We start from the raw sequence: 26,999 nt of genomic DNA on the forward strand, positions 1-26,999 counted from the left end.
CTCCCGGCGTTCCCCCCACGATCCGCTGTTGACCTCAACCTTAGTTCAGGTCACAGCATGGCGGCATGGACGCCATCCGCCACCACTCCTACGGCCCGCCCGAGACCCTCGTGCTCGAGCAGGTCCCCGACCCCGTGCCCGGCCCCGGACAGGTGCTCGTCGCCGCCCGCGCGCACGGCGTGCACCTGCTCGACACCACCCTGCGCCGCGGCGAGCCCGGCGGCCCGCTGCCCGCGCCGCGCCTCCCCGCGATCCCCGGGCGCGAGGTCGCGGGCACGGTCGTCGCGGTCGGCCCGGACGTCGGGGACGACTGGCTCGGGGCCCGGGTCGCCGCCCACCTCGGCGCCACGCCCGACGGCGGCGGGTACGCGCGGCTCGCCGTCGCCCCCGTCGGTTCCCTGCACCGCCTGCCCGACCGCCTCGACCTGGCGGACGCCGTCGCGATGATCGGCACCGGCCGGATGGCGCTCATGACGCTGGAGGTCGCGCGGCCGGGCCCGGACGACGTCGTCGTGATCACCGCCGCCGCGGGCGGCCTCGGCTCCCTGTTCGTGCAGTCCGCGCTCGACGCCGGCGCCCGGGTCCTCGCCCTGGCCGGGGGGCCGCGCAAGGTCCGCGCCGTCCGGGGGCTCGCGCCCGACGCCGGGCAGCGGCTCGCCGTCGTCGACGTCGCCGCCGGCGGCTGGCCCGCCGACGCCCGCCGCGCGCTCGGACGCCTGCGCGCCGACGCCGCCACGGTGCTCATCGACGGCGTGGGCGGCGACCTCGGCGGCGAGGCGGCCGCGCTGCTCGGGCGCGGCGGGCGCCTCGTCGTGCAGGGCTGGGCCTCCGGGAGACCGAACCCCGTGGCCGCGAGCGCCGCCACCCCGGCGGGCGACCCGGTCCAGGTGCAGGCCGTCGTCGGTCCCGGCGCGCCCGCGTTCGGCGACCTGCGCGACTACCAGCGGCGGGCGCTGGAGCGGGCCGCGTCGGGCGCGTGGCGCGTGCTCACCCACCGGGTGGCGTTCGCGGAGGCCGCGCGGGCCCACCGGGAGCTCGAGGAGCGCCGCACCGTCGGCAAGGTGGTCCTCGGGTGACCGCCGCATCCTCCGACGCCGCGCCCGGCGGCCGGCCCGACGGTCACGCCGGAGACGAGCCCGGCGGGGAGCCCGGGACTCCTCTAGGACCGCGGACGCAGCGCACGGTGCTGGCCGGGATGGTGGCGTACATCGCGCTCGGCGCGTTCGAGTCGCTCGCGGTGACCACGGCCATGCCCACGGTGGCCGTCGAGCTGGACGGGCTGCGCCTGTACACGCTCGCGTTCGCGACGGGCTCCGCCGCGGGCGTGGTGGGGATGCTCGTCGCGGGCCGGTGGACGGATCGCCGCGGCCCGACGCCGCCGCTGCTGGTGGGGATCTCGCTGTTCCTCACGGGGCTGCTCGTCGCGGGGCTGGCGCCGAGCATGCCGGTGCTCCTGGCCGGCCGCACCGTGCAGGGCGCGGGCAGCGGCATCGAGGGGGTGGCGATCTTCGTGCTGGTGGCGCGGGTGTTCCCCGAGGAGCGTCGCGCGAAGGTCTTCGCGTGGTTCGCCGCCGCGTGGGTGGTGCCGGGGGTGGTGGGGCCGCTGCTCGCCGGGGCGATGACGCAGTACCTCGGCTGGCGGTGGGTGTTCCTCGCCGTGCCCCTGCTGGCCGTGCCCGCCCTGCTGGCCCTGCGGCCGGCGCTCGCGGCAGGACGCCGGGCCGGCGCGGTCGCGGACGGCCACGGCGACAGGGACGGCGCCGGGCCCGGCGGGGCGTGGCGGGCCGTCGTGGGGCAGGTGCTGCGCGGGGCGCGCGGGCTGGGCACGGTCGTGCTGGTGCGGGCGCTGGTGGCCGCCGCGTTCGTGGGCGCGCAGGTGCTGCTGCCGCTCGCGCTCACCCGCGAGCGGGGCCTGGCTCCGGCGTTCGCCGGGGCCGTCCTCACGCTGCACGTCCTCGGGTGGTCGACGGGGTCGTGGGCGCGCGGGCGCGGGCTGGGCGGCCTGTCGCACGCGGGATTCCTCCGCCTCGGCGGGGCGTCCCTGGCCTTGGGGACCGCGGGCGTCGCGCTGCTCGTCGTGCCGGGGGTCCCGCTGGCCGCCGCGGCCGCGCCGTGGGTGCTGAGCGGGCTCGGGATGGGGCTGATGTTCCCCACCCTCAACCTGCTCGTCCTGGAGCTCGCGCCGCCGTCGGCGCAGGGGGTGTCCATGTCGGTGCTCCAGGTGGCCGACGCGGCGGCGTCCGCGCTGGCGCTCACCGGCACGGGCACGCTGCTGTGGACCCTGCACGACCGGGTCGGCGCCGCCGCGTACGCGGCGTGCCTCGGTCTCGCGGCGGCGCTCGCGCTCACCGCGACCGCCCTGGCGGGCCGCACGAGGCCCGCCGGTCGCGCGGCCGTCACGAATTCCGTCGACTTCCCGTCGGGTGTACGGGATGCTGCCGATGAGGATGCGCTCCCCGCCCGGTCCTCCTGAGTGCACCCCCGCCACCGTCGTCCCGACGAGGAGTCACGATGTCCCAGCCCACCTCCCCCCTCTCGTCCCCCGCCGTCCCGGTCGACGCCCTCCGCGACGCCCTCGGTGACGGCACGCCCGTCGTCGCGCCGGACGACGACGGCTACGGCGACGCGCGTGCCATCGAGCCCGGCGGCGTCGAGCAGCGCCCGGCGGCGGTCGTCCGTCCCGCCGACGCGGACGCCGTGGCACGCGCGGTGCGGTTCGCGCGCGACGCCGGCGCCGAGGTGTCCGTCCGCTCCGGCGGGCACTCGGTGTTCGGCCTCGGCGCCGCCGACGGCGCCCTCACCCTGGACCTGCGCGGCCTCGACTCCCTCGAGCTCGACGTCGACGGACGCACGGCCTGGGCCGGCGGCGGCATCACCGCGGGCGCGTACTCGCGCGGCGCCGGGGAGCACGGCCTGGCGACCCCGTTCGGCGACACCGGCTCGGTCGGCGTCGGCGGCATCACGCTGGGCGGCGGGATCGGCCTGCTGTCGCGCTCGCTCGGCATGACCGTCGACAGCCTCCTCGGCGCCGAGGTCGTGACCGCTGACGGCGAGGTCGTCCTGACGGACGCCGACCGCGAGCCCGACCTGTTCTGGGCGCTGCGGGGCGGCGGGGGCAACTTCGGCGTCGTGACGCGGTTCCGGTTCGCCCTGCACGAGGTGTCGCAGGTGGTCGGCGGGGTGCTCCTCATGCCCGCCACGCCCGAGGCCGTCGCGGGCGTCGTCGCGGCCGCGGACGCCGCGCCGCCGGAGCTCACGATGGTCGTCATGGTCATGCCGGCGCCCCCGATGCCGATGATCCCCGCGGCGTGGCACGGGCGCCTCGTGGTCATGGCGAACGCCTGCTGGTCCGGCCCCCTGGACCGGGCCGACGCCGCGCTGGCTCCCCTGCGCGACGTCGCCGCCCGGGCGGGCGGCGCGCTCCTGGACGGCCTGCGGCCCGCGCCGTACCCCAGCCTGCTGGAGGGCGGCCCGGAGGGCGGCCCGCTCGTCGCGACGGGGCGCACGTTCTTGGGCGATGGTCTCGACGAGGCCGCCGCGGCGCACCTCCTGGAACAGCTCGAGGGGTCCGACGCCCTGATGCGCGCCGCCCAGCTGCGGGTTCTCGGGGGCGCGGTGGCCGACGTCCCCGCCGACGCGACGGCCTACGCCCACCGCGGGGCACGCCTGGTGGGCAACGTCGCCGCCGTCGCCCGCGACGCGGCCGGCGCCGCCGGCTACCGGCCCTGGGTCGACGCGCTCGCCGACCGGCTGCGCGGCGCGGACGGCGCCTACGTGAACTTCAGCCTCGACGGCGGGCTCGACGTCGCGCAGGCCGCCTACCCCGGCGCCACCTGGGAGCGGCTGCGCGACGTGAAGCGCCGCTACGACCCGCAGAACCTGTTCCGCGGCAACGTCAACGTGCCGCCGGCGTGAGGGTCGGTCAGCGTGCTCGCGCGTCGATCTCGTCACGACGCGCGAGCACCAGCCGGTCGACGACGTCGTCCGGCAGCGGCGCGTCGGGCTGGAAGGAGACGGACCCCTTGGTGGTGCGGAACCCGTCCAGGTCGCCCGCAAGCGCGGCGACGACGTCCGGGCTGAACGGGTAGAGGCCCACGTGCGTGCGCGTGACCATGGCGCTGACCAGCGGGCTGCCGCGGTAGCGCAGCGCCGGCATCCCGTAGCTGCGGCCCTCCTCGACGTCGGGCACGAGGGCCCGCGCCCGCTCGTAGACGCGCGCGACGGCGTCGCGCTCCGCTCCGGACAGGGTGGCCAGGTAGTCCTCGACGTCTCCCACGGGTCCATCGTGCGGTCGGCCGTCACGTCGCGCCACGCCACGTCGTCGGGAGTGCGGGGCGGAACGCCCGCCCCACGGAAGGATGGGCAGCATGCCACGCACGGACACCCCCGCCCGACGACGTACGGGACGGGCGACCGAGACCGACCTCGAGGACCTGCGCCGGGTGGCGTTCGGCGCCGCGTACCGGATGCTCGGCAGCGTCACCGAGGCGGAGGACGTCGCCCAGGAGGCCATGCTGCGCGTGGCCCCCGTCGGGATGGTGGACCCGGCGGTGGTGAACCCGGCCGCGTACACCACCACCGTGGCGACGCGCATCGCGCTGGACGTGCTGCGCTCGGCCAGGGTGCGGCGCGAGTCGTACGTCGGCGAGTGGGTGCCCGAGCCGCTGGTCGGGGACGTCGTCGCGGCCGGGGCGGCGGGCCGTGAGGCCGCCGCGCACGCCGAGCTGGCCGACGACCTGTCCACGGCGTTCCTCGTCCTGCTGGAGACCCTCACCCCCGCCGAGCGGGCCGCGTTCCTGCTGCACGACGTCTTCGGCTACCCGCACCGGGAGTCGGCCCAGGTGATCGGGACGACGGAGCTGGCCGCGCGACAGCTCGCGTCCCGGGCCCGGCGCCGCGTGGCGGCCCGCCGGGAGACGGAGCCGGAGGCCCAGTCGGCCGGCACCGGCGCCGACGACCCGCACGCCGCGGAGCTGGTGCGCCGGTTCATCGCGGCGACCGAGGAGGGCGACGTCGACGCGCTGGTCGCGCTGCTCGCCCACGACGTCTCGCTCACGGGCGACGGGGGCGGGAAGGTGCCCACCGGGCTGGCCGTGTCGCGCCCCGTGTCGGGGGACGTGGCCGTGGCGAAGCTGCTGTCGGGGTTCGCGAAGCGGGGCGCGCCGGCGCGCCTCGAGGCCGCGGTCGTCAACGGCGGCCCCGGGTTGCTCGCCTACGCCGACGAGTCGGTGGGCGGCGGCGTCATCGGCGCCTACTCGTTGCAGGTCGCGGGCGGGCGCATCACGCAGATCCACGGCGTCATCAACCCGGAGAAGCTGCAGCACCTCGCCCCGCTGGCGGACCTCGACGCCGTGGCGGCCGTCATCAGGGGCGCTGGCCACCGCCGTCGGGCGCCGCAGGCTCCCGACGGCCCACCGACACCTGGAGCATGAGCACCAGCCCCACGAGGATCACCGCGACGATGCCCAGCGTGCCCCAGATCGTGGCGCCCGTGAGCGCGATGAGCAGCGTCCACATCGACGGCGCCAGGAAGGACACCGCGCGGCCCGTCGTGGCGTAGAGGCCGAAGATCTCGGACTCCCGCCCCGCGGGCGCCACCCGGGCCAGCAGGGAGCGGGACGCGGCCTGCGCGGGGCCGACGAAGCAGGTCAGCGCCAGGCCCGCCACCCAGAACACCACGGCGCCGAACGGGTGCAGCGCGACGACGAGCAGGCCGCACACCACGAGCCCGCCGAGCGAGCCGATGATCACCGCCCGCGGGCCGAAGCGGTCGTCGAGGCGCCCGGCGACGATCGTGCTCAGGCCGGCGAGCAGGTTGGCGGCGATGCCGAAGGCGATCACCGCGTCGCCGCTGAAGCGGAACGACACCGCGGCGATGATCGCGCCGAACGTGAACACCGCGGACAGGCCGTCGCGGTACACGGCGCTCGCGAGCAGGAACCAGAACGTGGGCCGCTCGTGGCGGTACAGGGCGACCACGTCGCGCACCAGGACGGCGTAGCCCTTGAAGAAGCCGACCCGTGGCCGGCCCTCGGCGGGCGGCGCCTCCGGCACGTACCGGAACAGGGGCCAGGCGAATGCGACGGCCCACAGGGCGCACCCGACGGCGATCACGCGGAAGGCGAGGCCGTCGTCGGCGGGCAGGCCCCAGAAGTCGAAGGCCCGCGCGACCACGACCACCAGGAGCGCGACGATCCCGCCCAGGTAGCCCAGACCCCACCCCAGGCCGGAGACGCGGCCCACGGTGGCCCGGGTCGAGACCTGCACGAGCATGGCGTTGTAGTTGACGCCGGCGATCTCGCTCGCCACGCTCCCGAGCGACACGAGGGCGGCGCCGAGCACGAACCAGGCCGGGTCCGCGCGGACCGCGAACAGCCCGGCCATCGTCGCCACCATGACGAGGGTCGCGCCGCCCACCCAGGCCTTGCGCCGCCCCTCGACGTCGGCGCGCCGCCCCAGCACGGGGGCCAGGAGCGCCACGAGCAGCCCGCCGATCGTGACCCAGAGCCCCAGCCCGCTGGTGAGCCCTGCCAGGGCGCGCTCGTGCACCGGGTCGGACGCGGGCAGGGCGGCCACCTCGGGCGGCAGGAACTCGTCGGTCGTGAGGTACAGGGCCGTGAAGACGAACGTGACGATCACGGTGTTGAACGGCTGGGTGGCCCAGTCCCACAGCGCCCAGGAGACGACCTGGCGGCGCGGCACCGCCGCCTGCGTCGGTCCCGCGCCGGGACCCGCCGGGCCGTGCAGCGGGCCGTGCGGCGGGTGGTGCGCCCCGGCCGCCCCGCCAGGCATCCCCTCGGGCACGGGATCGGTGACGGCGTCGGGGACGGCGGGGTCCGGCACGGCCGGTCGGTCGCTCATGACGCGCAGTCTGCCCGACCTTGCCGCCCGGCGGGAGTGGCACCTCGCAGGAGGGCCGACGGCGAGCCGCGGGCCCCGTCGCCGCCAGGCCGCCGATGCGGCCCGCGGCTACGATCGCGCCGTGCACCTTCCCGCCCCGACGTCGCCCCGGAACCCCGGCCCGGCCGGGGGGTGGCGGGCCGACCGGCTCCTCGGTCCCGGGTTCGAGGAACGGGGCCTCGGGCCCGCCACGCTGGTCCGGGCGGTCGACCGGCCCGGCCCGCCGCGCGCCGTCGTGCTGCACGTGCACGGGTACAACGACTACTTCTTCCAGGAGCACCTCGCCCGCGCCGTCGTGACCGCCGGGCACGCGTTCTACGCCGTCGACCTGCGTCGCGCCGGCCGTTCCCTGCTCGGCCACGACCACGTCCACGATCACGTCCACCACGACGGCCGGGGCGCCGACGACGCACTGCCCCCGCACTACGTCGCGAGCCTGCGCGAGGCGGGAGCCGACCTGTCCGCAGCGGCCCACGCCGTCCGGGAGCTCGAGCCGGGCCTGCCGCTCGTGGTGCACGCGCACTCGACGGGCGGGCTGAGCGCGGCGCTCTGGGCGCACGCCGTGCGCGACGACCCGGCGCACGGGCCCGACCTGCTGGTGCTGAACTCGCCGTTCTTCTCCCTCAGCGGCTCGCGGCTCGCGGACGCCGGCCGCTCCGCGGTGCTCGAGGTGCTGGGCCGGCGCCGCCCGCTCACCGTCGTCAGCGCGAACCCGTCCGAGTACGCCACGCACCAGCACGCGTCCCGCGGCGGGCGCTGGGAGTTCGACACCACGCTCAAGCGGCCGGACGGGCTCCCGGCACGCGCCGGCTGGCTCCGCACCGTCACGCGGGCGCAGGCCCGCCTGGCCCGCGGCCTCGCGGTCCCCGGGCCGGTCCTCGTCGCGCGCAGCGACTCCTCCGGCCCCGACCGGCCCGACAACCCGCGCCTCGACGCGCAGGACACCGTGCTCGACGTCGGGCGGATCGCGGCCCTGACGCCCCGGGTGGGTCCCGACACGACGCCGCTCGTCGTCCCCGGCGGGGTGCACGACCTCGCCCTGTCCGCCGACGCCCCACGGCACGCCTACCTCGACGGCGTCCTGGGATGGCTCGACACCCGCCTGCCGGACCCCCGCGACCACCCCGACCACCGTGACGACCCGGACCGCCGTGACGACGAGGAGCGACCGTGAGACCCGCGCCCGCCCACCCGTACCTCGACCCCCGCGGGGCCGACGGCGCGCCGCTGCCCGTCCTGGCGCTGGCGCACCGCGGGTTCTCGCACGGCCGGGAGAACCTGGAGAACTCGCTCGCCGCGTTCGCCGCCGCCGTCGAGCTGGGCTTCCGGTACGTCGAGACCGACGCGCACGGCACCGCCGACGGCGTCGCCGTCGCGCTGCACGACGCCGCCCTCGACCGCACCACCGACGCGACCGGCCGCGTGGCCGACCTGCCGTGGTCGGTCGTGCAGCACGCGCGCATCGGCGGCACCGAGCCCGTGCCGCGCCTCGACGACGTGCTCGGCACGTGGCCCGACCTGCGGGTGAACATCGACGTCAAGGAGGACTCCGGGATCGCGCCCACCGCCGACGCGATCGAGCGCACGAACGCGCACGACCGGGTCTGCGTCACGTCGTTCGACGTCCGGCGCCGCCGGGCGACCCTGGCCCGCCTGACCCGCCCGGTCGCGACGTCCGCCGGGCGCCGCGAGGTGGCGGGGTTCCTCGCCGGGGCGCGCCTCCGGGTGGACGCGCTCGCCCGCCGCGCGCTGCGCGGCGTGGACGCCCTGCAGGTCCCCGTGTCCGAGGGCCGCGTGCCCGTGGTCGACGCCGTGACCGTCGCCGCCGCCCACCGCGCCGGACGCCAGGTGCACGCGTGGACCATCAACACGCCCGGGGAGATGGGCCGTCTCCTCGACCTCGGCGTCGACGGCATCGTCACCGACCGCGCGGACCTGCTGCGCGACGTGCTCGCCGCCCGCGGGCTCTGGGCCTGACCGTCCCTGCCCGACTGTCGCTACCGGGCAGGACCCGTCAGGCGCGCCCCGGTCCGTCGCCCCCGCCGGTCGGGGCGAGGTCGACGCCCCACTCCTCGCGCACCAGGGCCTGCCCGCTCGGGGTGAGCCGCAGTCCCCGCCCGCTCGTCCGCGCCACCCATCCCGCCGCCAGGAAGCGAGCGCCGACGGCGGCGCCGAGCGCCCCGGCCAGGTGCATGCGGCGCTCGGTCCAGTCCGCACAGGCGCGCGTCGTCGCGCGGCGGGCGGCCACAGCGCCGTCCACGTCCACGCCGAGCCCGCGCAGCCCGTCGGCGCCGGCGTCGGTGAGGGTGAGGACTTCCGGGTCCGCCAGCCATCCCCTCGTCACCCACGCGTCGACCAGCCCCACGCCGAGGCGACCCGCGAGGTGGTCGTAGCAGAACCGGGCCGCCGCCAGCCGGTCGGCCTCCCGGCTGCGCCGCAGCCCGGCCACCGGCGTCGGCGCGGCCAGGGCCCCGAGGGCCTCCAGGGCGTCGGCCACCTCCGGCCCCGCGAGGGCGTAGTAGCGGTGCCGACCCTGGGACCGGTACGTCACGAGCCCGGCGGCGACGAGGACCGCGAGGTGCTCGGACGCCGCGGGAGCACCCACCCCCGCGGCGCGGGCGAGCTCGCCCGCGGGACGAGCCGTGCCGTCCATGAGCAGCCCGACGATCACCGACCGCGCCGGCGCCGACAGCGCCCGCCCGACGTCGGTGAAGTCCCGGTCCCGCCCCGCACGCCCCGCACCATCGCCGTCATCGGTCATGCCCCGACGATACGGCGACGACCCTTCGGCGGGCGCCGAAGCGTCCCGGGCCTATCGTCCGGCCATGAGCACCCTGGACACCTCCGCTCGTCAGGTCACTCGCCAGGACCTCGAGGTCCTCCTGCCCGCGACCCCCGGAGCGCTGGCCGACCTGGGCGAGGCGCTCGGGCGCGCCGGCGTCAGCCTGGAGGGCGGCGGCGTGACCACCCTGGACGGCGGCCCCGCGGCGGACCCCGGGACCCCACCGGTGACCCACCGCGTCGCCCACTTCCTCGTCGACGACGGACCCCGCGCCGTCGCCGCCCTGGCGGCCGCCGGCCTCGGCCCCGCCGTCGCGCGCGACGTCGTCACGACCCGCCTCGCCCAGGACCGGCCCGGGCAGATGGGCGCGTTCGCGCGCCGCCTGGCGGAGGCCGGAGTCGTCGTGCGGACGCTGTACAGCGACCACGACGGCAACCTCGTGCTGCTCGTCCCGGACGACGAAGTACCGGCGTGCCGGGACGTCGTCCGGGCGTGGGACGTCGACCGCGAGCCCGCGCGCCGGCGGCCCGAGCAGGTCGGCTAGAGCCCGAGCTGGACCGTCACGCCGGGCCGGCCGGCCGGCGGCTCCTTCGAGATCTCCGCGTACGCAGCGGCGAGCAGCGTCGGGTCCGGGCCCTCGAGGCGCGTCGGCTTCGCGACGTCGTCCAGCACGACGAACCGCAGCAGGTTGCCGCGCGTCTTCTTGTCGCGCTGCATGGCCGCGAGGAGCTTGTCCCAGCGGTCGCCGCGGTAGGTGGTGGGCAGGCCGAGGGAGTCGAGGATCGCGCGGTGCCGGTCGACGACCGCGTCGTCGAGCTTGCCGCCGAGGCGCGCGAGCTCGGCCGCGAAGACCATCCCCATCGCGACCGCGGCGCCGTGCCGCAGCTGGTAGCGCTCGGTGAGCTCGATCGCGTGCCCCAGGGTGTGCCCGTAGTTGAGGATCTCCCGCAGCCCCTGCTCCGTGAGGTCCTCCCCCACGACGCGGGCCTTGACCCGGACCGACCGCTCGATGAGCTCCGTCACCACGGCCCACGTCTCGGGGGTGGTGTCCGCGCCCTTCCACTCGCGCAGCTCGTCGGCGTGCTCCTCGACGAGCTCGAGGATGCGCGGGTCCGCGATGAAGCCCGTCTTGACGACCTCCGCCATGCCGGCGACGAGGTCCCAGCGGTCGAGGGTCTCCAGGGCCGCCAGGTCGCACAGCACCCCCGCGGGCGGGTGGAACGCGCCCACGAGGTTCTTGCCCTCGGCCGTGTTGATCCCCGTCTTGCCGCCCACCGCGGCGTCGACCATCGCGAGCAGCGTGGTCGGCACGTGCACGACCTTGATGCCCCGCAGCCACGTGGCCGCGACGAAGCCGGCCAGGTCGGTCGTCGCGCCGCCGCCGACGGACACGATCGCGTCCGACCGCGTGAAGTCGGCCTGGCCCAGCACCTGCCAGCAGAACGCCGCCACCTGGGCGGTCTTCTGCTCCTCGGCGTCCGGCAGCTCGACGGCGAACGCCTCGTAGCCCTGCGCCACGAGGTCCTCGCGGACGGCCTCGCCGGTGGCCTGCAGCGACGCCGGGTGCATGACCAGCACCCGCCGCACCCCGTCCCCGAGCAGGCCCGGCAGCTCGCCGAGCAGGTGTCGCCCGACGACGACGTCGTAGGCCGGTGCTTCCTTCGTGCTGCCCTGCACGGTCACGCGGACTGTCATGACTGGACCTCCTGAGCCGATGTGCCCGCGGCCGCGTCGTGCTGCGCCGCGCCTTGCGTTCCTGCCTCGCCCGTGACCCCGGCGTGCACCTGAGCGGCGACCTCGTGCGCGGGCCGCTCGTCGGAGACCACGTGCACCGTGGCGAGCCGCTCGTAGGTGGGCCGGCGCGCCTGCATCAGCTCGACCCAGCGCGCCCGCGGGTTGCCCACGAGCAGCGGACGCGACTGGTTGAAGCCGACGCGCGGGGCCGCGTGCGCGAGGGAGACGTCGAGGAAGACGACGGTACCGCCGCCCGCGACGTAGCCCTCCAGCGCCCGCTGGGTGTGCTCGTCCATCACCGCGCCGCCGCCGAGCGCGAGGACACCGGGGTGGCACGCCAGGGCGGTGGTGACGGCCTCCCGCTCGAGCTCGCGGAAGCGCGGCTCGCCGTCCTCCACGAAGATGTCGGCGACCGGCTTGCCCGCGGTCTCCTCGACGTCGGCGTCCGTGTCCCGGAACGCGACGCCGAGGCGCTCGGCGAGCAGGCGGCCCACGGTCGTCTTGCCGCTGCCGGGCGGGCCGATGAGCACCGCCCGCGGCACGCCCGCGCTCATCGGAGCAGCTCGGGGATCGAGGCGAGGTACGCCTCGGCGTTGCGGCGCACCTCGGCGACCGAGTCCCCGCCGAACTTCTCCACGACGGCCTGCGCCAGCTCGAGCGCCACCATCGCCTCCGCGACCACGGCCGCGGGCGGCACCGCGCACACGTCCGAGCGCTGGTGGTGCGCCGTGACGGCCTCGCCCGTGGCGACGTCGACCGTCGCCAGGGCGCGCGGCACGGTCGAGATCGGCTTCATCGCGGCGCGCACGCGCAGCACCTCGCCGTTGCTCATGCCACCCTCGATGCCGCCGGCGCGGTTGGAGCGGCGGTGGATGCGGCCGTCGTCCCCGCGCTCGATCTCGTCGTGCGCCGCGGAGCCCCGGCGCCGAGCGGTGCGGAAGCCGTCGCCGACCTCGACGCCCTTGATCGCCTGGATGCCCATGAGCGCCCCCGCCAGGCGCGCGTCGAGCCGGCGGTCGCCCTGCACGTAGCTGCCGAGGCCGGTGGGCACGTCGTAGGCGAGCACCTCGACGACGCCGCCCAGGGTGTCGCCATCCTTGCGGCACTCGTCGATCTCGGCGACCATCGCCGCGCTCGTCGCGGCGTCGAAGCAGCGCACCGGGTCGGCGTCCAGCGCCGCGACGTCGTCGGGCGCGGGCAGGTCGGCGCCCTCGGGCACCTCGACCGGGCCGATCGCCACGACGTGAGAGACGAGCCGCACGCCGACCGCCTGCTCGAGGAACTTCGCCGCGACCAGGCCCAGCGCGACGCGGGTCGCCGTCTCGCGGGCGGAGGCGCGCTCGAGCACCGGGCGGGCGTCGTCGAAGCCGTACTTGCGCATCCCGACGAGGTCCGCGTGGCCCGGGCGCGGTCGGGTGAGCGGCCGGTTGCGCGCGATCTCGCGCTCGTCCCCGGTGCCGGCGTCGACGAGCAGCGCCTCGCGGTCGACCGGGTCCGGCGACATGACGTCGGTCCACTTGGGCCACTCGGTGTTGCCGATCTCGAAGGCCAGCGGCCCGCCCTGCGTGACGCCGTGGCGCAGGCCGCCGAGCACGCGCACGGCGTCCTGCTCGAACTTCATGCGGGCGCCGCGGCCGTAGCCGAGCCGCCGACGCGCGAGCGCGGCCTGGATGTCCGCGGTCACCACCTCGACGCCGGCAGGCAGGCCCTCCAGCACCCCCACGAGTGACGGACCGTGCGACTCCCCCGACGTCATCCAGCGCAGCATGCCTGCGATTCTTCCACGCCCCGGCGGCCGGTCCGTCCGGTGGTCAGCGGGCGGACGCCGGGGCCGCCAGCGCCCGGCCGAGGGCGTCGTCCATGGCCGCGACCGGGGCCGTGCGCCCGGTCATGAGGCGCACCTGCTCCACCGCCTGGTGCAGCAGCATGCGCTCCCCACCGACGACGGTGCCGCCCGCGGCCGACCAGGCCGAGGACAGCGCGGTGGGACGCGGGTCGTAGACGACGTCGAGCAGCACCCCGCCCGGCGCGGCCCCGTGCGCGGCGAGCGCGGCCGCGACCGGGTCGGCGGCGTAGGCGGGCATGGTGGAGACGACGACGTCGGCGTCCCGCAGCGCGCCGAGCGACGCCGACGGGTCGAGCACCTCGAAGCGCGGGCTGACGCCCATGCGCGCGGCCGCCTCCTGCAGGCCCGCCGTGCGGCCGAGGGAGCGGACCAGCACGCGCGGCGCCGTGCAGCCGAGCTCGCCCAGCGCGGCGAGCGTGGACGCGGCGGTGGCGCCGCCGCCGAGGACGACGGCGCTCTGCGCGCCGGCGCCGGAGCGCCCCTGGGCGGCGAACCCCTCGCGCAGCGCGGTGACGAGGCCGTAGACGTCGGTGTTCGTGCCCGTGAGGGTCACCCCGCACTGCGCCGGGCCGACGAGCACCGTGTTGACGGCGCCCACCGCCACGGCGAGCGGGTCGACGTGGTCCACGAGGTCCATGACCGCGTGCTTGAGCGGCATCGTGACGCTCAGGCCGGCCCAGCCGAGGTCCAGCCCGCGCACCAGGGCCGGGAGGTCCTCCACGGTCGTGTCGATCGCGGAGTACTCCCATCCCTCGAGGCCGAGGGCGTCGTACGCGGCGGTGTGCAGGACGGGCGAGAGGGAGTGCGCGACGGGGTGGCCCAGCACCGCCGCGCGACGAAGGACGGTCACCTCAGTACCCGTTCTTCTCTTCCCAGGCCCGCAGCTCGTCGACGTACCTCTGGTGCTGCTCGTACGTCTCGGAGAACTTCGTCTCGCCCGTGTCCAGGTTGACCGCGACCCAGAAGATCCAGTCGCCGTCAGCAGGGTTCGCCACGGCCTCGATCGACGACGCCCCCGGGTTGCTGATCGGGGTCGGCGGCAGGCCGAGGTGCTTGTACAGGTTGTACTTGTTGCTCGTGTCGGCCTTGTCGTCGTTGGTCAGCTGGGTCCCGGGCTTGCCCAGGCCGTAGGCGACCGCCGCATCGATGTCGAGGGTCATGCCTCGGTCCAGTCGATTCTCGATCGCCCGTGCCATCTTCGGCCGATCCTCGGCGGCTCGCGCCTCCCGTTCGATGAGGGACGCCTTGATCAGCGCGTCCTCCCAGTCGGCCTCGTCGATCCCTGCTGCCTCGAGCTCGTGCTTCGTCTGCTTCACCATCGCCGTGAGCAGCGTGGTGGCGTCGTCGCCCGGCTGCACGGTGTAGGTCTTCGGGAAGAGCCAGCCCTCGGCGTTGCCGTCGGCCTGCTTCGGGAGCCCGAAGGACTCCGGGTCCTCGAGCGCCTTCTCGAGCTGCTTCGGCGTGATCTCCGTGACCGAGCCGACCTTGTCGACGATCTGGGCGACCGTGTACCCCTCGGGGATGGTGACGTTCGTCTGCAGCTTCTCGTTCTTCACCAGTGCGGCGACGGCGTCCGACGCCTTCATCTCGGCCTGCAGCTGGTAGGTCCCCGGCTGGATGCCGGCGGCGGCCGGGTTCTGGCCGAACGCGTCCGTGAACGCGCCGACGCTGGCCACGACCCCGGCCTCCTGCAGCACCGTGCCCATCTGGCCACCGGTGGCGCCCTCGGGGATGACGACCTCGACGGGCTCCCCGCCCGGTCCCGGGTAGTCCTCGTTCTGCGACCCGATGAACGGCAGGTCGCCGACGAGCGAATCCATGCGGTCCCAGAGCAGGTAGGCGCCCGCGCCGACGAAGGCGAGGACCACCACCAGCACCACGGCGGTGCGCTGCCGACGGCGGCGCTTGCGCTTGGCGGCGGCCCTCCGGCTGGCGGCCGAGCGGCGCCGCGTGGGTGCCGCAGGCGCCTCCTGGAGGGCGGGATGCTCGAAGAGGTCCGTCACGCCGGGTTCTTCCTTCTGACAGGGCCTGGGGTGGGCTCGGTGGGTCGGCTGCTGCTGTCCGGGCTGCTCAGGCGCCCGGCGTCCGCGCCTCGACGAGCTCGCCGGCACGCCCCCCGGCCGATCGCTCCACGTCGAGTGCAGATTGCAGAATGATAACGGCTGCGGCCTGGTCGACGACAGACCGGTGGGTCTTGGTGCGTCGCCCGGCGGACCGCAGCTGGGCGTGCGCGGTCACGGTCGTCATCCGCTCGTCGACCAGACGCACCTCGACGGGCGCGACGGCGGCGGCCAGCCGGCTGGCGAAGTCGCGCGCGTCCGCGGTGGCGGCCCCCTCCGCCCCCGACAGATGACGCGGCAGCCCCACGTACACGACCGCGGCGAACCGTTCCTCGGCCTCGGCCGCGATGCGCGCGACGTCGAGCGTCACCGCAGGGGCGCCGTCCGCGCCCGTGGGCACGTCCAGGACGCGCGGCACGGTCTCGACCGGCGTCGCGACGAGGCCGTCGGGGTCGCTGCCCGCGAGACCGATGCGCGCCTTGCCGACGTCGACCCCGAGGCGCACGCCCCGCGGCAGCCCGCGGGACGCGCCCTGCTCCGGCGACGCTCCCGTCACGCGCCCGCCTGGGCCGCGCGCACGCCCTCGGCCACGCCGGCCAGCGCGGCCGGCAGCGCCGACGCGTCGGTGCCGCCGCCCTGGGCCAGGTCCGGCTTGCCGCCGCCCCCGCCGCCGAGGGTCTTCGCCGCGGCCTTGACGAAGTCGCCGGCCCGCAGGCCCGCGTCCCGGGCGCCCGCGTTCGTGGCCACGACCACGAGAGGCCGCCCGCCCGCGACGCCGCCGACGGCGACGAGCACCGCCTCGGCGTCGCCGAGACGGCCGCGCACGTCGAGCGCCAGCGCGCGCAGGTCGTCCGCGGAGGCCACCTCGCCGGCGTCGTGCGCCACGACCCGCACCTCGCCGACGCGCTCCGCCTGCGCGGCGAGCGTGCCCGCCGCGGCGAGGATCCGCTCCTGGCGCAGCCCCGCGAGCTCCTTCTCCGTCTCCTTGAGGCGGGACAGGAGCGAGCCGACGCGGTCGGTCAGCTCGTCCGGGCGCGCGCCGAGCAGGCCGGTGAGCTGGCCCACCAGCGCGTGCTCCTTGGCCTGGAACCCGTACGCGCCGTCGCCCACCAGGGCGTCGACGCGACGCACGCCGGAGCCGATCGACGCCTCGCCGAGCAGCGCGACGCGGCCCACCTCGCCGGTGGCCTTGACGTGCGTGCCGCCGCACAGCTCGCGCGACCAGTCGCCGCCGATGGACACCACGCGCACGGTGTCGCCGTACTTCTCGCCGAACAGCGCCATGGCACCCAGCTCGCGGGCGCGAGCGATCGGCATGGTCGCGTCGGTCACCTCGAGGTTCTCGGTGAGCCGCGAGTTGACACGCTCCTCGATCTCGCCGAGCGCGTCCGACGGCACCGGCGTGGGCGAGCGGAAGTCGAAGCGCACACGGCTCGGGGCGTTCTCCGACCCGGCCTGGGTGCGGTCCGGCCCCACCATCTCGTGCAGCGCCTTGTGGATCATGTGCGTGGCCGAGTGGGCGCGGCTGATCGCGACGCGCCGCGCGACGTCGATCGTCGCCGTGCCGGGGTCGCCCAGCGCCACCGTGCCCTCGACCAGGCGGCCGCGGTGCACGGACAGGCCCTTGACCGGGCGCTGCACGTCGTCGACCTCGATGGTCGCGCCGCCGTCGAGCACGATGGTGCCCTGGTCGGCGAGCTGGCCGCCGGCCTCCGCGTAGAACGGCGTGCGGTCGAGCACGACCTCGACGTCCGCGGGAGCGGTCGCCGCCGGCGCGGGCACGCCGTCGACCAGGAGGCCGGCCACCGTGACCGCGGACTCCGTGTCCGTGTACCCGAGGAACTCGACCGGCGCGGCGAGCTCCTTGCTCAGGGACTCGTAGGAGCGCAGGTCGGCGTGGCCCGTCTTCTTCGCGAGCGCGTCCGCGCGGGCGCGCTGCTTCTGCTCCGCCATGAGGTCGCGGAACGCCTTCTCGTCCACCTGGACGCCCTGCTCGGCCGCCATCTCGAGCGTGAGGTCGATCGGGAAGCCGTACGTGTCGTGCAGCTGGAACGCCTCGGCGCCCCCGAGCACCGGCGTCGCGCCGTCCGCTCCGTCCGAGGCCCGCGACTTGGCACGCCCCACGGCCGTGTCGAGGATCGTCGTGCCCTGCGCGAGGGTGCGGCGGAAAGCGTCCTCCTCCGCGTACGCGACGTCGCTGATGCGGGCGAAGTCGGCCTCCAGCTCCGGGTACGACGCCTTCATCGCGTCCTTCGACACCGGCAGCAGCGAGGGCAGCGCGACCTCGTCGACGCCGAGCAGCCGCACCGCGCGCACGGCGCGGCGCACGAGGCGGCGCAGCACGTAGCCGCGGCCCTCGTTCGACGGGCGCACACCGTCCCCGATGACCATGAGCGACGAGCGCACGTGGTCCGCGACGACGCGCATGCGCACGTCGTCCTCCGGGTCGGCGCCGTAGCGCTTGCCCGTCAGCTCCTCGACGCGCGCGATGACGGGGTAGACCTCGTCGATCTCGTAGAGGTTCTCCTTGCCCTGGAGCAGGTAGGCGATGCGCTCCAGGCCCGCGCCGGTGTCGATGCTCTTGTGCTCGAGCTCGCCCAGCAGCGGGTAGTTCTTGCCCTGGCCCTCGCCGCGCACGTACTGGTCGAAGACGAGGTTCCAGATCTCCAGGTAGCGGTCGCCGCCCGGGTCGACCGTGCCGCCGACGGCGTCCGGGCCGTACGCGGGGCCACGGTCGTAGTGCCACTCGGCGCAGGGGCCCGCCGGGCCGGGCTGGCCCGTGTCCCAGAAGTTCTCCTCGCGGGGCAGGCGCACCACGTGCTTCGGGTCGAGCCCGACCCCCTTCGTGAGCGCGTCGTAGGCCTCGGCGTCCTCCTCCCAGATGGTCACCCAGAGGCGGTCGCCGTCGAGGCCGTAGCCGCCCTGGCCCTGGTCGGTCGTGAGGAGCTCCCACGCGAAGTCGATCGCCTCGCGCTTGAAGTAGTCCCCGAACGAGAAGTTGCCGTTCATCTGGAAGAACGTGCCGTGCCGCGTGGTGCGGCCCACGTTCTCGATGTCGTTGGTGCGGATGCACTTCTGCACGCTCGCGACCCGCGGCCACGGCGCGGGCTCCGTGCCGAGGATGTACGGGATGAAGGGCACCATGCCGGCGATCGTGAACAGGATCGACGGGTCCGGCGAGACCAGGGGGGCGCTCGGGACGATCGCGTGGTCCTTCGACTCGAAGTAGTCGAGCCAACGCTTGCGGATCTCGGCGGTGCGCATGGTGTCCTTCAGTGATGTCGAGGCTGACGGGCGAGCGGGTGGGCGCCGTGGTGTCGGCGGCCGTCCCCTATTCTCGCGCCCGCCGAGGGATGGTCGGAACGAGATATCTCAGAGCGGATGGCGGAGGGCGGACGTCAGAACGAGTACCCGAGGTCCGCCTCGTCCGCGGCGATCTCGGCCTCCGGGTCCGGGTGCCGCTCGGGCGCGGCGTGCCGGGCCCGCCCGGGGCCGCCGCGCAGGTCGGCGGGCCGCAGCCCGCTCGCGCGGACGTCGTCCGGGTCCGGCTGCCCCTCCGCGAGCAGCGCGGCCGTGAGCTCGGCCTCCCGGGCACTGCGCGCCTGGGAGAACTCGCGACGGAACGTGGCGACGAACGTCTCCGCCCGCCGTCCGGCGTCCTGCGCCGCACGCTCCGCCCGGTCGACCACGGCCTCGGGTGCGTACTGCGCCACGATCTTGCGGCCCCGCTGGACGACGACGACCGTCACGACGACGCCCACGCCGACCCAGAACAGCCGGCGCATCAGCGGCCGGCCTTCGCGTCGTCACGGCTCGAGCGCGAGGCCCGCGCGAACGCCTGGCGGACGCCGTAGGAGAACGCCGCGACCTTGACCAGGGGGCGGCCGAGCGTCGACGCGTACAGGCCGGCCAGCGCCGACACGTTCTCGCTCACCTGGGCCGCGGACGTCGTGATCGTGTCCACCTTGACCAGCTGGTCGTTGGTGGACGCCACCGTGGTGGCCGCCTCGTCGAGGATCGGCACCGAGTGCTCCGTGACCTCGCGGATGGAGCGCGTCGCCTCGTCGAGCACGCGTCCCAGCTTCACGAGCGGGATCGCGAGCAGGCCCACGAGCAGCACGAACGCGACGGCCGCGATGAGCCCGGCCACGTCACCCATCGACATCAGATCTCTCCTCGCACAGGCGTCAGACGGTCGGTCGTCACCCTATCCCGGGTGACACCCTGCACGACCGTGGGCGCAGACGGCGGACGCCCCGCCCCCCGCATCGGCGGGTGACGGGGCGTCCGGGTTGCGGATTCCTCCGCGGTGAGGCTCGGGGTCAGCGCGCGTAGAACTCGACCACGAGCTGCACCTCGCAGGTCACGGGGACCTCGGCGCGCTTCGGCTTGCGGGTCAGCGTGGCCGACAGCTTCTCGAGGTTCACGTCGAGGTAGCCCGGGACGGCCGGCAGCACGTCGCGGTGCGCGCCGGCGGCGGCGACCTGGAACGGCGTGGTGGTCTGCGACTTCGGCTTGACCTGGATGGTCTGACCCGGCTTCACGCGGAACGACGGGCGGTCGACGATCTTGCCGTCCACCAGGATGTGACGGTGCGTCACGGCCTGACGGGCCTGCAGGATCGTGCGGCCGAAGCCGGCACGCAGCACGAGCGCGTCGAGACGCGTCTCGAGGTCCTCGACCATGACCTCACCGGTCAGGCCCGGGTGCTTGCGGGCGTTCTCGTAGACCTTGAGGAGCTGCTTCTCGCGGAGCGCGTACTGCGCGCGCAGACGCTGCTTCTCGCGGAGGCGGACCGCGTAGTCCGACTCGGTGCGGCGGCGGGCGCGGCCGTGCTCACCCGGGGGGTACGGGCGCTTCTCGAAGTGGCGGACGGCCTTCGGGGTCAGCGCGAGGCCGAGCTTGCGGCTCAGGCGGACCTGGCGGCGCGACTTGGTGACAGCGGTCACTGGTTGCTTCCTGTCCTGTGGTGATGGATGAGGTCACACCCGACGTCCAGCCCGTGAGGGAGGTTCGGGTGCGGGACCAGCCGATGGAGCTCCCACGCGGGGCGGGTGCTCACGGGGCCGAGGTCCCAGGCGGTCGCCGGAAACGGCAACCGCAGCATCTTACCGCATCCGACGGGGCTCTCCGGCCTGCCGAGACTCCACCCGCGAGGGCGCCGTCCGGGTCTTGTCGCCGGCATCACCCGGACGCTTGACTGTGCACCGCCGGCACGGCGCCGGCACCGCACCCGCCGGTCTGCCCGAAGGAGTCCCCGGATGACCTCCCCCGTCACGCTCTCGCCCCGCTCCGCCGAGGTGGTCCGCTCCACCCTGCCCGTGGTCGAGGAGTCGATCGACGACATCACCACGATCTTCTACGGGACCCTCCTCGAGCAGCACCCCGGCCTGCTCGGCTCGATGTTCTCCCCCGAGCGCATCGCCGACGGCACCCAGCAGCGTGCGCTCGCGGCCGCGATCGCGTCGTGCGCGGCGATGCTCGTCGCCGACGAGGACGCCGACCCCCGCGACGTGCTCGCGCCCGTCGCACGCCGGCACCGCGCCGTCGGTGTCGAGCCCGCGCAGTACGAGGTGGTGCACGAGCACCTGTTCGCGGCGATCGTCGCCGTGCTGGGCGACGCCGTCACCCCCGAGGTCGCGGCCGCGTGGGACGAGGTCTACCGGACGATGGCGAGCACGCTCGTCGAGCTCGAGGCGGCGTGACCCCGGGTCACCGGCCGGGCCCGCGCCTCGGGCGCGGGAGTCACGCGCCGTCGAGGATCTGCCGGATCCGTGCCACCCGGTCGGTGACCTGCTTCTCGAACCCGCGGTCGCTCGGGTCGTAGTACCGGCGTCCGGCGAGCTCGTCGGGGAGGTACTGCTGCGCCGCGATGGCGTGCGGCGCGTCGTGCGCGTACCGATAGCCCTTGCCGTGGCCGAGGCCCTCCGCCCCCGCGTAGTGCGCGTCGCGCAGATGCGGCGGCACGACGCCCACCTTGCCCGCGCGGACGTCCGCCAGCGCGGCGTCGATCCCCTGGTAGGCGCGGTTCGACTTCGGGGCCGTCGCCAGGTGCACGACCGCCTCCGCGAGGACGATCCGCCCCTCGGGCATCCCGATGAGCTGGACGGCCTGCGCGGCCGCGACGGCGGTCTGCAGGGCGGACGGGTCGGCCATGCCGACGTCCTCCGCCGCGGAGATCACCAGGCGCCGCGCGATGAAGCGCGGGTCCTCCCCCGCGGCCACCATGCGGGCCAGGTAGTGCAGCGCGGCGTCCACGTCCGAGCCCCGGATCGACTTGATGAACGCGGAGACGACGTCGTAGTGCTGGTCGCCGTCGCGGTCGTACCGCACGGCGGCGACGTCGACGGCGCGCTCGACCGTGTCGAGGTCGACGGCGACCGGGGCGCCCGGGTCGTGGCCGGGGGCGGCGTCCGCGAGGGCCGCGCCGGCCGCCGCCTCGAGGATGGTGAGGGCCTTGCGCGCGTCGCCGCCCGCCATGCGCACGAGCTGGTCCTCGGCGTCGTCCGCCAGCTCGACGGCGCCGTCCAGGCCGCGCTCGTCGGCGACGGCGCGGCGCACCAGCGCGCGGACGTCGCCGGCGGTGAGCGGCTTCAGCGTGAGCAGCAACGACCGGCTCAGCAGCGGGGAGTTGACCGAGAACGACGGGTTCTCGGTGGTGGCGGCCACGAGCGTCACCCACCGGTTCTCGACGCTCGGCAGCAGCGCGTCCTGCTGGGTCTTGGAGAAGCGGTGCACCTCGTCGATGAAGAGCACGGTCTCCTCGCCGCCGGTGGCGAGGCGCCGCCGGGCGTCCTCCACGACCTGGCGTACCTCCTTCACGCCGGCGGTGACCGCGGAGAGCTCGACGAACCGCCGGCCGGAGACCGTCGCGACCAGGTACGCCAGGGTGGTCTTGCCCACGCCGGGCGGACCCCACAGGATCACCGAGCCCGGGGCGGCCCGGCGCGCGGACTCGTCGTCCGGCTCCACCAGCCGCCGCAGCGGCGAGCCCGGCACCAGCAGGTGCGCCTGACCCGCGACCTCGTCGAGGGCGGCCGGCCGCATGCGCACGGCCAGCGGGGCGCTCGGGCCGGTGCGGCCGGTCACCGGCGTGCCGCGGGTGCCGGTGAGCGCGGCGTCGAACAGGTCCATGCGCCTCAGCCTACGGAGCCCCACCGACGCCTCGACCCGGAGGGCCGCCCGGGGTGCTGTGACGTGGGTCGCCCTAAGGTGGTCCGCATGGACGCCGACGTCGTGGTCGTCGGGGCGGGGCCCACGGGCCTCCTCCTCGCCGGGGACCTCGCGCGGGCGGGCGCGCGGGTCGTGGTGGTCGAGAAGCGCCCGCCGGGCCTCAGCAACCTCACCCGCGCGTTCGCCGTGCACGCCCGCAGCCTCGAGGCGCTCGACGCCCGCGGGCTGGCCGACGACCTCGTGCGCACCGGGCGCCGGGTACGCCGCATCCGCGTGTTCGGCCGCGTGGACGTGCGTCTCGACGCGCTGCCGGGCCGGTTCCCGTTCGTGCTGGTCACGCCGCAATACGAGGTCGAGCGCCTGCTGCGCCGCCGCGCCGAGGACGCCGGCGCGCAGTTCCGGCACGGGCTGCAAGTCACGGACGTGGTCCAGAACGGCGACGGCGCCACGGTCGTCGCGGCCGACGAGGAAGCGGGCGCCGACGGCGCGACGGGCGCCCCGACACGGTTCCGCGCGTCGTGGGTGGTCGGCGCGGACGGCGTGCGCTCCACGGTGCGCCGCGCCGCGGGGATCCCGTTCCCCGGCGAGACGGTCATCCGCGCGATGGTGCTGGCCGACGTGCGCCTGGCCCGGCCGCCCGAGGACGCGCTCACGGTGGCGTCGGCCGGCGGGGCGCTGGGCTTCCTCGCCCCGTTCGGGGGCGGCTGGTACCGCTTCATCGGCTGGGACGAGGACCTCGACCCCGGCGGCGACCGGCCCGTGGACCTGGACGAGGTCCGCGCCCTCGCGCGGGCGACGCTCGGCGACGACCACGGCATGACCGAGCTGCGGTTCGCCACCCGGTTCGCCGCGGACGAGCGGCAGGCGCCGCGCTACCGCGCGGGCCGTGTGCTGCTCGCGGGCGACGCCGCGCACGCGCACAGCCCGGCCGGCGGGCTCGGCATGAACACGGGCCTGCAGGACGCCGCGAACCTGTCGTGGCGTCTTGCGGCGGTGGCGCGCGGCGCGGACGACGCGTTGCTCGACGGGTACTCGGCGGAGCGGCACCCCGTCGGCGCCCAGGTGCTGCGCACGAGCGGCACGATCCTCCGGCTCGCCACCCGCCCCGGGACCGCCGCCGCGGCCCTGCGCGCCACCGGGGCCGCCATGCTGTCGCGAGTCCCTGCGGCCCGACGGCGTGCCGCCGCCACCGTCTCCGCCCTCGGCGTGCGGTACCCCGCCCCGACCGGCACACATCCCGCGGCAGGGAGCCGGGTTCCCGACCTGCCGCTGGAGTCGGGCCCCGCGGGCTCGCGCCTCGCGGAGGCGCTGCGCGCCGGCCGCTTCGTGCTCGTGGCGCCGCCGACGGGCGCCCCGGCGGACGTGTCGCCGGCGGCCGGAGAGCTCGACACGGACGAGCGGGTCGTCGTGCGGCGCGCCGACGGCCACGACGCCACCCTGCTGGTGCGGCCCGACGGCTACCTCGCCGACGCGCGGCGGCCCGGGTCGACGTCGCTCCCCACGCCGTCGAGCAGCGCCTGACGCAGCCCCGCCGGGAGATCCGGCGGGACGTCGGGCGGCACGACCAGGGCGAGCCGCACCCGCGAGCAGCAGCTCCGCAGCGCGGCGGCCAGCACGACCTCGACCACCTGGCGGTCGGTGAGGCCGGCGGCGCGCAGCCGCTCCGTCTCGGCCTCGGTGATCGAGGGCGCGTCCGTGCTCGGCCGGGCCGCCAGGTCCATGGCGGCGACCTCGGCCTCGCTCAGCCCTGCGTCGTGGTGGTCGCGGGCGATCCGAGCCGGCTGGTCGTCGTCGAACAGAGCGACCGGCTGCGGGGCACCGACCGGTCGCCCGGCCCGTGCGGGGTGAGACCTCAGGGACGCCAGCTCTCGAACCGCTGCGCGACGGTGTAGCCGAGCCGGAGGTAGACGCGGCGGGCGGCGTCGTTGTCCGCGTACATGCCGAGGGTCACCATGGCGACCTCGTCGAGCCCGGCCCGGGTGGCGGCCGCGGTCACCGCGGCCGCGATCCCGCGCCCGCGCCACGCGGGGTCGGTGCCGATCGAGCCGAGCACCCACGGCTGGCCGGGGACCCGCCGGGACGCGCCCGCGACGCCCCGCAGGACGCCCGCGTCGTCGCGCCAGCCCCACCAGCGCGACCGGGGCTCGTCCGGCGGCAGCTCGCCGTGCGGGTTCGCGACGGCGAGCGCACGAGCGACCTCCTCGCGGACGCCGGGGCCGGCCAGCTCGGCCACGCGGTCCTCCCCGGGCTGCGCGGCGGGCGGCGCGGTGGTGCCGAACCAGTCCCAGGCGCCGCCGGGGTCGCGATGGAAGGGCGCCGGCACGGCGGAAGGCTCGGACGCCCGAGCCGCCAGGGCCGTGCCGGTCCCGCGCGGCAGCGACGCGCGCCGCACCCGCAGCGCGTCGCCGCGGGACCGCAGCTCGGCGTCGGCCCGCAGGAGCAGCCGCGCCGCGCCGTCGGCCGACCCGACGCCGAGCAGGCTCGTGCCCGCGCCGTCCGCCTCGACCGCGAAGGGCCGCACGCCGTCCGTGCGCTCGCGCCACCGCAGGCGCACGAGCAGCGCGTCGTCGTCCCACCAGGCGTGGCTCGCGTCCCACCCGTGGAACGCGTGCTCCGCGACGACCACCGGGTGCAGCGCCCAACGGTCGGGCAGCCTCGCCCCGGCCACGTCCGTGACCGGGGCGAGTCCCTGCCCGTCGAGAGCGAGCGTCACGCTCCCGCGGCCGCGGCGGCCTCGTCCTGCGGGACGGCGTCGACGCCGGCCTCCTTGCGCTGCTCCGGCGTGATCGGGGCCGGGGCCTCGGTGAGCGGGTCGTAGCCGCCGCCCGACTTCGGGAACGCGATGACGTCGCGGATCGACGCCGACTTCGTCAGCAGGGCGACGATGCGGTCCCAGCCGAACGCGATGCCGCCGTGCGGCGGGGCGCCGAACTTGAAGGCGTCGAGGAGGAAGCCGAACTTCTCCTGCGCCTCCTCGGGGCCGATGCCCATGACGTCGAACACGCGCTCCTGCACGTCGCGGCGGTGGATACGGATGGAGCCGCCGCCGATCTCGTTGCCGTTGCAGACGATGTCGTAGGCGTAGGCGAGCGCATTGCCCGGGTCCTGCTCGAACGTGTCCAGCCACTCCGGCTTGGGCGAGGTGAACGCGTGGTGCACGGCGGTCCAGGCCGAGTGCCCGAGGTCGACGTCGTCGTCCTCGCCGGTCGGCTTGAACAGCGGCGCGTCCACGACCCACACGAACGCCCACGCGTCCTCGTCGATCTGCCCCGTGCGGTGCGCGATCTCCAGGCGGGCCGCGCCCAGCAGCGCACGCGCCTCGGCGGTCTTGCCCGCCGCGAAGAAGACGGCGTCTCCCGGCTGCGCGCCGGTGGCGGCGGCGAGACCCTCGCGCTCGGCGTCCGACAGGTTCTTGGCGACCGGCCCGCCCAGCGTGCCGTCCTCGCCGTAGGTGACGTACGCGAGGCCCTTGGCGCCGCGCTGCTTGGCCCACTCCTGCCAGGCGTCGAACTGGCGGCGCGGCTGCGACGCGCCCCCGGTCATCACGACGGCGCCCACGTACTCGGCCTGGAAGACGCGGAACGGCGTCTCGGCGAAGTAGTCGGTGAGCTCGACGAGCGGGTTGCCGAAGCGCAGGTCGGGCTTGTCCGTGCCGTACAGGCGCATCGCCTCGGCGTAGGTCATGCGGGCGATCGGCGTGGGGATCTCGACGTCGATGAGCTTCCACAGGGCGACGAGGACCTGCTCGGCCAGGGCGATGACGTCGTCCTGGTCCACGAAGCTCAGCTCGACGTCCAGCTGCGTGAACTCGGGCTGGCGGTCCGCGCGGAAGTCCTCGTCGCGGTAGCAGCGGGCGATCTGGTAGTAGCGCTCCAGCCCGCCGACCATGAGCAGCTGCTTGAACAGCTGGGGGCTCTGCGGCAGCGCGTACCAGGAGCCGGGCGCCAGGCGCGCGGGCACCAGGAAGTCGCGCGCGCCCTCCGGCGTCGAGCGGGTCAGCGTGGGCGTCTCGACCTCGACGAAGTCGTGCGCGTCGAGCACCCGGCGGGCCGCCTGGTTCGCCTTGGCGCGCAGGCGCAGGGCGTGCGCCGGCGCGGGCCGGCGGATGTCGAGGTAGCGGTGCTTGAGACGCGCCTCCTCGCCGATCACCTCGGTGTCCGCGAGCGCCGTCGAGACCTGGAAGGGCAGCGGTGCGGACTCGTTGAGCACGACGACGTCCTTGGCCACGATCTCGATCTCGCCGGTGGCGAGGTTCGGGTTGGCGTTGCCCTCGGGGCGGCGCCCGACCTCGCCCGTGACCTGGAGGACGAACTCGGAGCGCAGCGGGTGCGCCACCGCCTCGTCGCGGATGACGACCTGGGCGATGCCGGACGCGTCGCGCAGGTCGATGAAGGCCACTCCCCCGTGATCCCGGCGCCGATCGACCCACCCGGTGAGGGTGACGGTCTGACCGATGTGCTCGGCCCGCAGTGAGCCGGCCGTGTGGGTGCGGAGCACGGAGTGA

The 26,999-nt window shown here is 75.9% G+C and carries 26 protein-coding genes; 9 read left to right on the forward strand and 17 right to left on the reverse strand.

Features of this window, described 5'->3' with window-relative positions:
• The first annotated feature begins 65 nt into the window (after positions 1-65).
• From ACQP60_RS06145 to ACQP60_RS06155, 3 genes are read left to right on the forward strand one after another with little or no spacing between them, the layout of a single operon-like run.
• Positions 66-1,076: an alcohol dehydrogenase catalytic domain-containing protein gene (locus ACQP60_RS06145; RefSeq protein WP_429729392.1), complete on the forward strand. Its 1,011-nt coding sequence runs from the start codon at positions 66-68 to the stop codon at positions 1,074-1,076.
• Entirely contained in the window at positions 1,073-2,473 is a 1,401-nt protein-coding gene (locus ACQP60_RS06150; protein WP_429729394.1) for an MFS transporter, read from the forward strand. Before ACQP60_RS06145 ends, ACQP60_RS06150 begins: the two co-directional genes overlap by 4 nt.
• Positions 2,474-2,511: 38 nt before the next feature.
• The gene (locus ACQP60_RS06155) at positions 2,512-3,915 is read left to right on the forward strand and encodes an FAD-binding oxidoreductase (RefSeq protein ID WP_429729396.1); all 1,404 of its coding nucleotides are present in this window, start codon (positions 2,512-2,514) and stop codon (positions 3,913-3,915) included.
• 7 nt (positions 3,916-3,922) lie between these two features.
• Here ACQP60_RS06155 and ACQP60_RS06160 read toward each other — a convergent pair whose 3' ends face one another.
• Complete coding sequence (locus ACQP60_RS06160; RefSeq protein ID WP_429729398.1) at positions 3,923-4,276, reverse strand: iron chaperone; 354 nt, start codon at positions 4,274-4,276, stop codon at positions 3,923-3,925.
• Positions 4,277-4,367: 91 nt separating this feature from the next.
• On the opposite strand from ACQP60_RS06160, the gene sigJ reads away from it, so the two are divergent.
• The gene (gene sigJ, locus ACQP60_RS06165; RefSeq protein WP_429729399.1) at positions 4,368-5,432 is read left to right on the forward strand and encodes an RNA polymerase sigma factor SigJ; all 1,065 of its coding nucleotides are present in this window, start codon (positions 4,368-4,370) and stop codon (positions 5,430-5,432) included.
• Here sigJ and ACQP60_RS06170 read toward each other — a convergent pair.
• Positions 5,365-6,861 (reverse strand): MFS transporter, encoded by a 1,497-nt coding sequence (locus ACQP60_RS06170; RefSeq protein ID WP_429729401.1) that lies wholly within the window; start codon positions 6,859-6,861, stop codon positions 5,365-5,367. The two genes, sigJ and ACQP60_RS06170, sit on opposite strands and share 68 nt — an antisense overlap.
• Before the next feature lie 121 nt (positions 6,862-6,982).
• Between ACQP60_RS06170 and ACQP60_RS06175 the strand changes: the two genes are divergently transcribed.
• Both ACQP60_RS06175 and ACQP60_RS06180 read left to right on the forward strand, forming a co-directional pair.
• Positions 6,983-8,074 (forward strand): alpha/beta hydrolase, encoded by a 1,092-nt coding sequence (locus ACQP60_RS06175; RefSeq protein ID WP_429729403.1) that lies wholly within the window; start codon positions 6,983-6,985, stop codon positions 8,072-8,074.
• Entirely contained in the window at positions 8,071-8,877 is an 807-nt protein-coding gene (locus ACQP60_RS06180; RefSeq protein WP_429729405.1) for a glycerophosphodiester phosphodiesterase family protein, read from the forward strand. The genes ACQP60_RS06175 and ACQP60_RS06180 overlap by 4 nt, the downstream gene beginning before the upstream one ends.
• 37 nt (positions 8,878-8,914) lie before the next feature.
• Here ACQP60_RS06180 and ACQP60_RS06185 read toward each other — a convergent pair whose 3' ends face one another.
• Complete coding sequence (locus ACQP60_RS06185) at positions 8,915-9,661, reverse strand: ArsR/SmtB family transcription factor (RefSeq protein ID WP_429729407.1); 747 nt, start codon at positions 9,659-9,661, stop codon at positions 8,915-8,917.
• A 64-nt stretch (positions 9,662-9,725) separates the two neighbouring features.
• Here ACQP60_RS06185 and ACQP60_RS06190 point away from each other — a divergent pair, with 64 nt between their 5' ends.
• Entirely contained in the window at positions 9,726-10,226 is a 501-nt protein-coding gene (locus ACQP60_RS06190; RefSeq protein WP_429729409.1) for a hypothetical protein, read from the forward strand.
• Here the strand turns inward: ACQP60_RS06190 and aroB are convergent.
• The 10 genes from aroB to rpsD all read right to left on the reverse strand — a co-directional run bounded on the left by aroB (position 10,223) and on the right by rpsD (position 20,271).
• A complete protein-coding gene (gene aroB / locus ACQP60_RS06195) occupies positions 10,223-11,377 on the reverse strand; it encodes a 3-dehydroquinate synthase (protein WP_429729411.1) in 1,155 nt (384 codons plus the stop codon). The genes ACQP60_RS06190 and aroB overlap by 4 nt on opposite strands.
• On the reverse strand, positions 11,374-11,970 hold the full coding sequence (locus tag ACQP60_RS06200) for a shikimate kinase (RefSeq protein WP_429729413.1): 597 nt from the start codon (positions 11,968-11,970) through the stop codon (positions 11,374-11,376). The genes aroB and ACQP60_RS06200 overlap by 4 nt, the downstream gene beginning before the upstream one ends.
• Complete coding sequence (gene aroC / locus ACQP60_RS06205) at positions 11,967-13,184, reverse strand: chorismate synthase (RefSeq protein ID WP_429729415.1); 1,218 nt, start codon at positions 13,182-13,184, stop codon at positions 11,967-11,969. The genes ACQP60_RS06200 and aroC overlap by 4 nt, the downstream gene beginning before the upstream one ends.
• A gap of 43 nt (positions 13,185-13,227) precedes the next feature.
• On the reverse strand, positions 13,228-14,112 hold the full coding sequence (locus ACQP60_RS06210) for a shikimate dehydrogenase (protein WP_429729417.1): 885 nt from the start codon (positions 14,110-14,112) through the stop codon (positions 13,228-13,230).
• Position 14,113: 1 nt separating this feature from the next.
• Positions 14,114-15,265: an endolytic transglycosylase MltG gene (gene mltG, locus ACQP60_RS06215; protein WP_429729419.1), complete on the reverse strand. Its 1,152-nt coding sequence runs from the start codon at positions 15,263-15,265 to the stop codon at positions 14,114-14,116.
• 67 nt (positions 15,266-15,332) lie between these two features.
• A complete protein-coding gene (gene ruvX, locus ACQP60_RS06220; RefSeq protein WP_429729421.1) occupies positions 15,333-15,878 on the reverse strand; it encodes a Holliday junction resolvase RuvX in 546 nt (181 codons plus the stop codon).
• On the reverse strand, positions 15,875-18,586 hold the full coding sequence (gene alaS / locus ACQP60_RS06225; RefSeq protein WP_429729423.1) for an alanine--tRNA ligase: 2,712 nt from the start codon (positions 18,584-18,586) through the stop codon (positions 15,875-15,877). Before alaS ends, ruvX begins: the two co-directional genes overlap by 4 nt.
• A 134-nt stretch (positions 18,587-18,720) precedes the next feature.
• The gene (locus ACQP60_RS06230) at positions 18,721-19,107 is read right to left on the reverse strand and encodes a hypothetical protein (protein WP_429729425.1); all 387 of its coding nucleotides are present in this window, start codon (positions 19,105-19,107) and stop codon (positions 18,721-18,723) included.
• Positions 19,107-19,487: a DUF948 domain-containing protein gene (locus ACQP60_RS06235; protein WP_429729427.1), complete on the reverse strand. Its 381-nt coding sequence runs from the start codon at positions 19,485-19,487 to the stop codon at positions 19,107-19,109. Before ACQP60_RS06235 ends, ACQP60_RS06230 begins: the two co-directional genes overlap by 1 nt.
• A gap of 157 nt (positions 19,488-19,644) precedes the next feature.
• Positions 19,645-20,271, reverse strand: a complete 627-nt coding sequence (gene rpsD / locus ACQP60_RS06240) for a 30S ribosomal protein S4 (RefSeq protein WP_429729429.1) — start codon at positions 20,269-20,271, stop codon at positions 19,645-19,647.
• Between the two features lie 312 nt (positions 20,272-20,583).
• On the opposite strand from rpsD, the gene ACQP60_RS06245 reads away from it, so the two are divergent.
• Positions 20,584-21,027: a globin domain-containing protein gene (locus ACQP60_RS06245; protein ID WP_429729431.1), complete on the forward strand. Its 444-nt coding sequence runs from the start codon at positions 20,584-20,586 to the stop codon at positions 21,025-21,027.
• Between the two features lie 40 nt (positions 21,028-21,067).
• Here the strand turns inward: ACQP60_RS06245 and ACQP60_RS06250 are convergent, their stop codons facing one another.
• Entirely contained in the window at positions 21,068-22,456 is a 1,389-nt protein-coding gene (locus ACQP60_RS06250; protein ID WP_429729433.1) for a replication-associated recombination protein A, read from the reverse strand.
• Positions 22,457-22,543: 87 nt separating this feature from the next.
• Between ACQP60_RS06250 and ACQP60_RS06255 the strand changes: the two genes are divergently transcribed.
• The gene (locus ACQP60_RS06255; RefSeq protein WP_429729435.1) at positions 22,544-24,016 is read left to right on the forward strand and encodes an FAD-dependent oxidoreductase; all 1,473 of its coding nucleotides are present in this window, start codon (positions 22,544-22,546) and stop codon (positions 24,014-24,016) included.
• Here the strand turns inward: ACQP60_RS06255 and ACQP60_RS06260 are convergent.
• From ACQP60_RS06260 to aspS, 3 genes are all read right to left on the reverse strand, one after another.
• Positions 23,953-24,216 (reverse strand): carboxymuconolactone decarboxylase family protein, encoded by a 264-nt coding sequence (locus tag ACQP60_RS06260; protein WP_429729437.1) that lies wholly within the window; start codon positions 24,214-24,216, stop codon positions 23,953-23,955. The two genes, ACQP60_RS06255 and ACQP60_RS06260, sit on opposite strands and share 64 nt — an antisense overlap.
• A 131-nt stretch (positions 24,217-24,347) precedes the next feature.
• Positions 24,348-25,208, reverse strand: coding sequence for a GNAT family N-acetyltransferase (locus ACQP60_RS06265; protein WP_429729439.1), 861 nt, complete (start codon positions 25,206-25,208; stop codon positions 24,348-24,350).
• On the reverse strand, positions 25,205-26,992 hold the full coding sequence (aspS, locus tag ACQP60_RS06270; protein ID WP_429729441.1) for an aspartate--tRNA ligase: 1,788 nt from the start codon (positions 26,990-26,992) through the stop codon (positions 25,205-25,207). Before aspS ends, ACQP60_RS06265 begins: the two co-directional genes overlap by 4 nt.
• Positions 26,993-26,999 lie beyond the last annotated feature (7 nt).

It is taken from the genome of Isoptericola variabilis, assembly GCF_050311655.1.
Taxonomy (GTDB): Bacteria; Actinomycetota; Actinomycetes; order Actinomycetales; family Cellulomonadaceae; genus Isoptericola; species Isoptericola variabilis.